The 8,492-nt window shown below is 73.1% G+C and carries 12 protein-coding genes; 4 read left to right on the top strand and 8 right to left on the bottom strand.

The features are described from left to right. The 4 genes from F8A92_RS17845 to ssd all read right to left on the bottom strand — a co-directional run. The coding region (locus F8A92_RS17845) for a hypothetical protein (RefSeq protein ID WP_153506532.1) at positions 1 to 265 on the bottom strand (265 nt) is incomplete at its 3' end. Then, the gene (locus F8A92_RS17840) at positions 262 to 1,071 is read right to left on the bottom strand and encodes a type II secretion system F family protein (RefSeq protein WP_153506531.1); all 810 of its coding nucleotides are present in this window, start codon (positions 1,069 to 1,071) and stop codon (positions 262 to 264) included. The genes F8A92_RS17840 and F8A92_RS17845, both read right to left, overlap by 4 nt. Then, positions 1,068 to 2,243: a TadA family conjugal transfer-associated ATPase gene (locus F8A92_RS17835; protein ID WP_228389559.1), complete on the bottom strand. Its 1,176-nt coding sequence runs from the start codon at positions 2,241 to 2,243 to the stop codon at positions 1,068 to 1,070. The genes F8A92_RS17840 and F8A92_RS17835 overlap by 4 nt, the downstream gene beginning before the upstream one ends. Then, positions 2,213 to 3,298 (bottom strand): septum site-determining protein Ssd, encoded by a 1,086-nt coding sequence (gene ssd / locus F8A92_RS17830; protein WP_153506530.1) that lies wholly within the window; start codon positions 3,296 to 3,298, stop codon positions 2,213 to 2,215. The genes F8A92_RS17835 and ssd overlap by 31 nt, the downstream gene beginning before the upstream one ends. A 150-nt stretch (positions 3,299 to 3,448) precedes the next feature. On the opposite strand from ssd, the gene F8A92_RS17825 reads away from it, so the two are divergent. Together F8A92_RS17825 and F8A92_RS17820 are read left to right on the top strand one after the other, a co-directional pair. After that, positions 3,449 to 4,276, top strand: coding sequence for an HAD family hydrolase (locus F8A92_RS17825; protein WP_153506529.1), 828 nt, complete (start codon positions 3,449 to 3,451; stop codon positions 4,274 to 4,276). Next, positions 4,273 to 4,566: a hypothetical protein gene (locus F8A92_RS17820; RefSeq protein WP_153506528.1), complete on the top strand. Its 294-nt coding sequence runs from the start codon at positions 4,273 to 4,275 to the stop codon at positions 4,564 to 4,566. The genes F8A92_RS17825 and F8A92_RS17820 overlap by 4 nt, the downstream gene beginning before the upstream one ends. A gap of 79 nt (positions 4,567 to 4,645) precedes the next feature. On the opposite strand, the gene mftD is transcribed toward F8A92_RS17820, so the two are convergent. Genes mftD through mftA form a run of 4 tightly spaced genes read right to left on the bottom strand, consistent with a single transcriptional unit; the run spans position 4,646 to position 7,479 of the window. Beyond that, positions 4,646 to 5,875, bottom strand: a complete 1,230-nt coding sequence (mftD, locus tag F8A92_RS17815) for a pre-mycofactocin synthase MftD (protein ID WP_153506527.1) — start codon at positions 5,873 to 5,875, stop codon at positions 4,646 to 4,648. A gap of 34 nt (positions 5,876 to 5,909) precedes the next feature. Beyond that, positions 5,910 to 7,100, bottom strand: coding sequence for a mycofactocin radical SAM maturase (mftC, locus tag F8A92_RS17810; RefSeq protein WP_153506526.1), 1,191 nt, complete (start codon positions 7,098 to 7,100; stop codon positions 5,910 to 5,912). Beyond that, positions 7,097 to 7,390, bottom strand: a complete 294-nt coding sequence (gene mftB / locus F8A92_RS17805) for a mycofactocin biosynthesis chaperone MftB (RefSeq protein WP_228389558.1) — start codon at positions 7,388 to 7,390, stop codon at positions 7,097 to 7,099. Before mftB ends, mftC begins: the two co-directional genes overlap by 4 nt. A 2-nt stretch (positions 7,391 to 7,392) precedes the next feature. Then, positions 7,393 to 7,479 (bottom strand): mycofactocin precursor MftA, encoded by an 87-nt coding sequence (gene mftA / locus F8A92_RS17800; protein ID WP_228389560.1) that lies wholly within the window; start codon positions 7,477 to 7,479, stop codon positions 7,393 to 7,395. Between the two features lie 136 nt (positions 7,480 to 7,615). Here mftA and mftR point away from each other — a divergent pair, with 136 nt between their 5' ends. Then, positions 7,616 to 8,263 carry a mycofactocin system transcriptional regulator gene (gene mftR, locus F8A92_RS17795; protein WP_228389557.1) on the top strand — a complete coding sequence of 216 codons (648 nt, stop codon included), beginning with the start codon at positions 7,616 to 7,618 and terminating at the stop codon, positions 8,261 to 8,263. 4 nt (positions 8,264 to 8,267) lie between these two features. After that, a partial coding sequence (locus F8A92_RS17790; RefSeq protein ID WP_153506522.1) for a hypothetical protein occupies positions 8,268 to 8,492 on the top strand: 225 nt, incomplete at its 3' end.

The following is an 8,492-nucleotide window of genomic DNA, read 5'->3' as shown; positions in this document are numbered from 1 at the left end:
AAGACTTGCGGCACGTCGGCGTCCAAGTCCAACCCGGCGGTGTCGGGTCCAAGATGGAGTTCGTCAACGGCGGCGGGACCGCGCCCGGACCCGAGGCGACGGCCAGCAGCAGCGCGCCGACGACTCCGCCGAGCAGATACGGCATCGCCCGGTCGACCGCGGCACCGACCGCCGGACCCGAGCGGCGCCGGTGGGCGACGGGCGCCGGGACGCTGTCCGGCCAGGTGACGAGCGCGAGCGCCAGCCCGAGCGCCGCGGCGATCACGGCGTCACCTTCGCGACCAGCGCCTGGGTCCACAGCACGCCCGCTGCGGCGAGCGCGACGCCGACGACCAGGACGACGGCCCCGGCGGGCGTGTGCAGCAGCGTCCGGACCGGATGCGCACCGATGCTCTCGCCCATCAGCACCCCGAACACCGGCAGGGCCGCCAGCAGGTTGGCCGTGGCACGCGGCCCGGCCAGCAGACCGGCGAGGTCGCGGCGGCGACGCAGGCCGTCCTCGGCGTCGGCGGCGAGGGCGTCCACGGCGTGCGCCAGCGCGATCCCATGCGTGCCGGACAGCCGGACCAGGGCGCCCAGCCGATCACCGAGCGGCCCGCCGGCGGCTCGCTGCAGGGCGGCGGCGGGATCGTCGCCCATCACGACGGCATGGGCGGCCCGGCCGGCGCCACGGCACAGCGGCGCCGTCCCCGTGGCGGCGGTCGCGCGCAGCGCCACCGCCAGCGAGTGACCCGCCCGCAGCTCGGCGGCCAGGGCGTGCAGGGTGTCGCAGTCGGCGGACTGCTCGAGGAGGCGGCGACGACCGCGCCGGGACAGCGCCCAGCTCGTCAGCAGCACGAAGGACAGCAGCGCTGCGCTCACAGCCGCGTGCGGAGGTGCGACGAGCAGCGCGGCCGTCCCCAGCAGGAAGGACGCGGCCACCCGGTCGCGGGGCCGGTCGACCGAGGGTCGGCCGGGGAGTGGCCGCCACCGAGACCACCTCGGTGCGCCGCCCGACCGTCGGCCCACTGCCGGCGCCGGCCACACCGCCAGCGCCGCGGCGACGAGCGCGAGCACGGCCACGCCGGTCATCGCGCCTCGCCCAGCAGCTCGTCGAGCAGCCGCGCGTCGGCGGTGAAGCCGCCGCGGCGTCGCCACACCGGGAGCACGACCGGACGGCGATCCTCGGCGCGCAGCAGCGCGATCTGCTCGACGCCGCGGTGACCGTCAGGCGACCGGCCGACGTGCACGAGGACGTCGACCGCCGAGGTGAGCTGGGCCTGCACCGCGTCGGCCGAGAGGTCGGCCAGCATGCCCAGGGCGCAGATCCGGGCGGGTACGTCGTGCACGCTGTTGGCGTGCACGGTGCCCGCGCCGCCGTGGTGACCGGTGTTGAGCGCCATCAGCAGCTCGGTGACCTCTGCCCCGCGTACCTCGCCGACCACGATCCGGTCGGGCCGCATCCGCAGCGCCTGACGCACCAGCGTGCGCAGCGGGACCTCGCCGCTGCCCTCGATGTTGGCCGGGCGCGAGAGCAGCTTCACCGTGTGCGGGTGGTCCGGGCGCAGCTCGTCGGCGTCCTCCACGACCACGACACGCTCGTCCGCAGCGACGTGCTCGAGCAGCATCGACAACAGCGTCGTCTTGCCCGAACCCGTCCCGCCGCTGACCAGGAAGGACAGCCGGGCGGTGACCATCTCGACGAGCAGGTCGGCCACGGCCGGATCCAGACCGCCCTCGACCAGGTCGACCAGGCGCAGCGTGCGCCGGCGCATCGTGCGGATCGACACCAGCGCGCAGCCGCCGGCGATCGGCGGGATGACGGCGTGCAGCCGGGACCCGTCAGGGAGGGTGGCGTCGACCCACGGGTGCGCGGCGTCGAGGCGGCGGCCGGCGCGCGCGGCGAGCCGCTGCGCGAGCTCGGTCACGGCGGCCACGCTGCCGAGGTCGGCGGCGGCCCGCCGGAGACCACGGCCGTGATCGACCCACACGTCGTCCGGTCCGTTGACCAGCACGTCGGTGACGTCGGGTGCCTGCAGGAGCGGCTCGAGCACCCCCGCGCCCAGCACGATGGCCTCGGTGTCGGCGAGGATCTCGAGGAGCTCGCGGTCGCTGACCAACCCCCTGGCCTCCTCCCGGATGAGCGCCGCGAGGGAGGCGGTGTCCACGTCGCCGACGTCGTCGGCGCACCGCCGCCGCACGCCGTCGATCAGCCGCATCCGGTCGTCCGGGCTCACGACGACCACCCCGCGTGCGTCGCGCACAGCTCGAGCAGCCGGCGGCAGTCGGCGACGAGCTTGTCGCGCGGCCGCAGCCCGGGCCGGCCCCGGCCGACCCGACGGTCCAGCGCCGCGAGCTCGCGCACCCAGAGGACGTCGTCGGCGCCCTCCACGAGCTCGGTGAACGTCGCGGTCTCGAGCGCCCCGCGCCGCGGCGTCCGCGCGGCGACGAGAACCGCCGGCGCGGAACCGACCCCGCTCGCCCGGCCGTCCAGGGCGAGGTCGACAGCGCGGCGGCCGGCGAGCCCGCCCCGCAGGTCGGAGGTCGTGACGACGACGAGCACGTCGGCCAGCCGGGTCACCGTCGGCGCGAGATCGACGGCCTGCCGGTCGTCGACCACAACGGTGCCGCCCAGTCCCGACCCGGCCAGCACCGCGGCCCGCAGCGCATCGCTGCGGAGCGTGACCGGTGGCGCGTCGCGATCCGCGGTCAGCAGCGAGAGCCCGTCCCGTCCGGGCACCGAGGCGGCGAGCGCCGCACCGTCGACGCGGCCGCGCAGCCCTGCGAGCTCGGCCCAGCCCAGCCCGTCAAGGTCGATGCCCAGGATCAGATCGAGCCAGCCGCCGGCCGGGTCCGTGTCGATGAGCACCGCGGGGGCACCGGCGACGGCGAGCGCGAGGCCGGCCGCCACGACCGAGGTCCCGACGCCGCCCGCCGCCCCGCGGACGGCGACCACCCGGCCCGAGGCGCGGACCGCCCGGCGCAGGGACAGGCGCTCGACCAGCCAGCCCTCGGACTCGTCGAGCGCGACCGCGTCCGTAGCGCCGATGCTCACGCAGTCGCGCCAGGCGGAGTCCGGGACCGTCGAGCCGGCGATCACGTAGACCTCGTCCCGGCGCGGCGGGTCGACGTCGACGACCTCGCCGAGCCGGTCTGCGCCGATGAGCACGACGTCGGCGGACGCCCAGGCCCCGGAGGCGACCCGCGGGTCGGCGCGGACGACGCGGTGCCGCGCCGCGGCCGCGATGCGTTCCGCGCGCTGCGCGAGCGCCCGGTCGCCGGTGATCAGCAGAACGCTCTGCTCGGGGACCTCGGTCATGCCGCCAGCGTGAGCGGATTCGCCCGGCTACGCGGGCCGGCCGGCGGAGGATGTGGACAGCGGCACCGGCTGTGGACGGCCGGCGCCGTGGCGCGCCCGGACGACGCTCGGTTCTGCTATCGGCGCCGTCCGGCGTCCTATGCTGGCCGGGTGACCAGCGCCCCGCGCCAGGCGGCCTTCTTCGATCTCGACAAGACGATCATCGCGAAGTCGAGCACGCTTGCCTTCGGCAAGCAGTTCTTCGCCGGAGGCCTGATCAACCGGCGCGCGGTGCTCAAGGCGACGTACGCCCAGCTGGTGTACATGGCAAGCGGTGCGGACGAGGACCAGATCGAGAAGATCCGGCGGCACCTCACCGAGATGGTGGCGGGTTGGGACGTCGATCAGGTGCGCTCGATCGTCGCCGAGACCCTGCACGAGGTCGTCGACCCGATCGTCTACCACGAGGCGACCGAGCTGATCGCCGAGCACCGCGCCGAGGGCCGTGACATCGTCATCGTGTCCGCCAGCGGCGCCGAGGTCGTGGAGCCCATCGGCGCGATGCTGGGCGTCGACCACGTGATCGCGACGACGATCGAGACGGTGGACGGCAGGTACACCGGCGAGATCGAGTTCTACGCGTACGGGGAGCACAAGTCCGCCGCGATGCGCCGGCTCGCCGAGCAGCACGGGTACGACCTGGCGCTCAGCCACGCCTACAGCGACTCGGCCACCGACCTGCCGATGCTCGAGGCGGTCGGGCATCCGACGGTCGTCAACCCCGACCGCGAGCTGAAGGCCATCGCGATGGCACGCGACTGGCCGGTGCTGCACTTCTCCCACGGCGTGTCGTTGCAGGAGCGTCTGGACCGGCTCGCGAAGCCCTCCACACCCGTCATCGCGAGCACCGCGGCCGTCGGCACGGCGGCCGCGATCGCCGCCGTGGCGTGGTTCGGGACGAAGCGGCGTCGCGAGGGCGCGTCGGCACGCACGGTATGACGGCGTACGGCTGGACCGTGCTCGGCGCGTGGCTGCTGGTCGCCGCGGTCACGGTCGCGGCCCACCTGTTCGGCAGAGAGGCCCGCGCCGCACCGAGCCGCGCCGCGCGGCGGACGGATCCGACGAGGTGGCGGATCGGGGTGGCCGTGTCGATCACCGGCCCGATCGCCGGTTTCCTCGTAGGCCTGGCAACCGCGGCGCTCACCGGCGCGTGGATCCTCGCGGCGCTGATCACGCTCCTCGCCGTCGTCGCCATAGCGGTGGTCGGGCTCTTCCTGGCGCCGGACTAGGCCGACCGGACGCCATTCGCGGCGTGCTTCGGTACCAGAACCAGGTGATTTCGGTACCGAAGTACGCCGCGAGTCGGGATCAGGCGTGGCGGTGGTCCCCGGCGACCTCGCTGCGGTCACCGAAGGTGCGCAGGAAGTCGTGCGGGATGACGATGTCGTCGGCCGTGAGCTGGTGGATGGATTCCTTGCCCAGCGCCAGAAGCGCCGCGTCGATACCGCTGCGCAGCAGGTCGAGGACGTTCTCCACGCCGGCCTGCCCGTTGGCGCCGAGGCCCCACAGGTAGGCGCGGCCGATCATGACCGCCTTGGCACCGAGCGCGACCGCCTTCACGACGTCCGAGCCGCGGCGGATGCCGCCGTCGAGCAGCACCTCGATGTCGTCACCGATGGACTTCGCGATGGCCGGCAGCATCCGGATCGTGGCCGGCGTGGTGTCGAGGTTGTTGCCGCCGTGGTTGGACACCGAGATCGCGGTCATGCCGGCGTCGACGGCGCGCTTGGCGTCGTCCACGCGGCTGATGCCCTTCAGCATCACCGGGCCGCCCCACTCCTCGGCGACCCACGCGACGTCGTCCCACGTCGGCGGCGGCGTCTGCATCCACTCGCCGTACGCGCCGAAGAACGTCGGCGCCTCGGCACCGGGTTCGGTGAGGTTCGGCGTGGTCAGGTCCGGCAGCGCGCCGGACCGCACCCACTCCAGCGCCCAGCCGGGCCGGACGGCGCCCTCGGGGGCGTGCTTGAGGATCTCCATGAAGTTGATCTTCTCCGGGATCGCCGGGCTGCCCCAGTCGCGACCGAACCCGAACGACCAGTCCAGGGTGAGGATCAGGCCCTTGGCGCCGGCGTCGCGTGCGCGCTGCATGCGCCGCGACATCGAGTCCTTGCCGCCCTGCCAGTAGACCTGGAAGAAGACCTTGTCGTTGACGGCGCAGACCTCCTCGACGGGCTTGCTCGCGAAGGAGCTGAGCCCCATCGCGGTGCCGCGCGCGGCCGCGGCACGGGCGACCGCGACCTCGCCGTCCGGGTGCACGGCCTGCACGCCGGTCGGGGAGATGACGACCGGGAACGAGATGTCCTGGCCCATGACGGAGGTCGCCTGGTCGCGCGTGGCCGAGAGCCCCGCGACGTGCGGTGCGAAGCCCAGCTCGGCGAACGCCGCCATGTTGTCCTCGTAGGTCACCCCGCGCTCGCTGCCGGCGAGCAGCGCCTTGTAGACCGACTTCGGCAGCCGCTTCTTCGCGCGGCGCTGCGCCTCGGCGACGGTCTCGAACCAGGGGTTCTGCGCCCAGGGATTCTTGATCTTGGCCATGGGTGTGCGGCCTTTCTGTTCGGAGAAGGGATGGTCAGACGCGCGCGGGGGCCTGGAAGCCGGCGAGCGGATCCTCGGCGCAGGCGCTGACCGGGGGTCGCCGGCCGATCGTGACCGGCACCGGACCGCTGCCCCGCTTGCTCTTCTTGGAGTGGTCGACGCTCGGCTTGGGCAGGCTGATCTCGCCGCGCCCGTCGAGCAGCGACTCGCCGTAGCCCTGCACGCACTCGGGGTCCGGACCGTCCAGCGGCAGGCCGGTGAAGAACTTCGCGGCCATGCAGCCGCCCCGGCAGGAGTCGAAGAACTCGCAGGACGCGCAGGCGCCCCCGGTCTGCGGCTCGCGCAGCTCGCGGAACAGCTCCGACTCGCGCCACACCCCGGCGAAGCCGCCCTCGTCGCGGACGTTGCCGGCGAGGAAGTTGTCGTGGATCGCGAACGGGCAGGCGTACACGTCGCCGACCGGGTCGATCAGGCAGACGACGCGCCCGGCACCGCACAGGTTCAGTCCGGGCAGGGCCTCGCCGTACGCTGCGAGGTGGAAGAACGAGTCGCCGGTGAGGACGTCGTCGCCGTGCGCCATCAGCCAGTCGTAGAGCTCCTTCTGCTGATGTGGCAGGGGATGCAGCTCGTCCCAGGTGTCGGCGCCGCGGCCGCTGGGACGCAGCCGGGTCAGCCGCAGCTGCGCGTCGTACCGGTCGGCGATGGCCTTGAACTCGTCGAGCTGCGGGATGTTGAAGCGGGTGCACACGACCGAGAGCTTGAAGCCCTTGAAGCCCGCCGCCTTGAGGTTCTCCATCGCGCGGATCGCGGTGTCGAACGAGCCGGCTCCACGGACGTCGTCGTTGATCCCGGAGTCGGCGCCGTCGAGGGAGATCTGCACGTCGACGTAGTCGGAGGCCGCCAGCCGCTGCGCGACCTGCGGGGTGATCCGGTAGCCGTTCGTGGAGAACTTCACGCCGACCTGGTGGCTGGTCGCGTAGTCGACGAGCTCCCAGAAGTCCGGCCGGATCGTCGGCTCGCCACCGCCGATGTTCACGTAGAACACCTGCATCCGCTGCAGCTCGTCGATGACCGCCTTGGCCTCGGCGGTGCTCAGCTCGTTGGGGTCGCGCTTGCCGGAGCTGGACAGGCAGTGCACGCACGCCAGGTTGCAGGCATAGGTGAGCTCCCACGTCAGGCAGATGGGGGCGTCGAGGCCGAGCTCGAACTGCTTCACGAGACTCATGCGGATTCCTTCGCGTCGCTGGTGGCGTCGCGGCGCACGACGATCTCGCTCGCCACGAGGGTCTGGATGGCCTTCAGGTACCGGGGCCGCTGCGTGTCCTCGACGCCGCAGGCGTCCAGCGCGGCATCGAGCGACGGCTGCTCGCCGATCACGTTGACGACGGCCAGCAGCGTGCGGTCCTTCAGGAACGAGAGCTTGCGGTTGCCGAAGTGGTACAGCAGCGCCCCGAACGGCTCGGGCCGCACGGACACCGCGGGATGCAGTGCCCATGCGGCACGGGAGTCGAGCACGCCTAGTAGACGCCGCACATGCCGTCGATGGACACCTCTTCGACGAGGGTGTCCTCCTCGACGAGCTCGGTGAGGGTGTCGTCGGCCACGGGCGCCTCGGGATCGGTCAGGGTGGACGTCTGCTCGGTCATGGCATCCTCTTCTCAGTGGGGTGGTCGTTCGCCGAGCCTACGCCCGACTATGATCCAGACCATACTGGCACCTGGTGCCGAAAGGAAGTCCTCGGTGAAGATCGACGAGAGCCGGGCACCTGCGCGCCCGGGGCGCCGCCCGTCGACCAGCCACGAGAAGATCGAGGCTGTGGGGCTGCGGCTGTTCGCCGAGCGCGGCTTCGACCACGTCGCCGTGGACGACATCGCCGCGGAGGTGGGGATCGGCCGGCGCACGCTGTTTCGCTACTTCCCGTCGAAGAACGACATCGTGTGGGGCTCGTTCGACGACCACCTCGAGGACTGGGCGGCCTGGCTGGCCAGCGAGACCGGCGAGCTGCCGCTGCTGCAGGCGATCCGCGCCGGGGTCGTGCACTTCAACACCTTCAGCGACGAGGTCCTCGCCAGCCACCGCGTGCGGATGTCGCTGATCCTGAACAACCCGGTGCTGCAGGCGCACGCGACACTGCGCTACGGGAAGTGGCGGGCCGTCGTCGCCCGGCTGGCCGCCGACCGGCTGGGCTGCGCTCCGGAGGACTTCACGCCCATGGTGGTCGGGCACATCGCGCTGGGCGCCGCGCTCGCCTCCTACGAGCAGTGGCTGCGCGAGCCGGGCTCGGACCTGGTCGACCTCCTGGACCGGGCCCTCGGCCTGCTCGCCGACTCGGTCAGCCTGCCCGGCGTCCCGTCACTGTCCCTCGACGCGCCGCCCCGGGAGGGCTAGCCGAATGCCGCACTGGCTGATCTGGATCTGCTGCGCCGCGGTGCTGCTGATCGCGGGCTTCGTCGCGACCGCCCGGTCGCGGCGCGCTACGCACCACGACCGACTCGCCGCCGAGATGGCCGCGGCCCGGCGCGCGATCGACCTCGCCGAGGCGTCCCGGGACGCTGTCGGCACCGGACCCACGCCCGACGCCGCTGCCGCCGCGGCGACCTATGCGGCGACCGACGCG

The organism is Cumulibacter manganitolerans (assembly GCF_009602465.1).
In the GTDB taxonomy this organism is placed as follows: domain Bacteria; phylum Actinomycetota; class Actinomycetes; order Mycobacteriales; family Antricoccaceae; genus Cumulibacter; species Cumulibacter manganitolerans.
The sequence above is the reverse complement of the archived record's forward strand: the minus strand, read 5'-3'. Positions and strand labels throughout refer to the sequence as shown.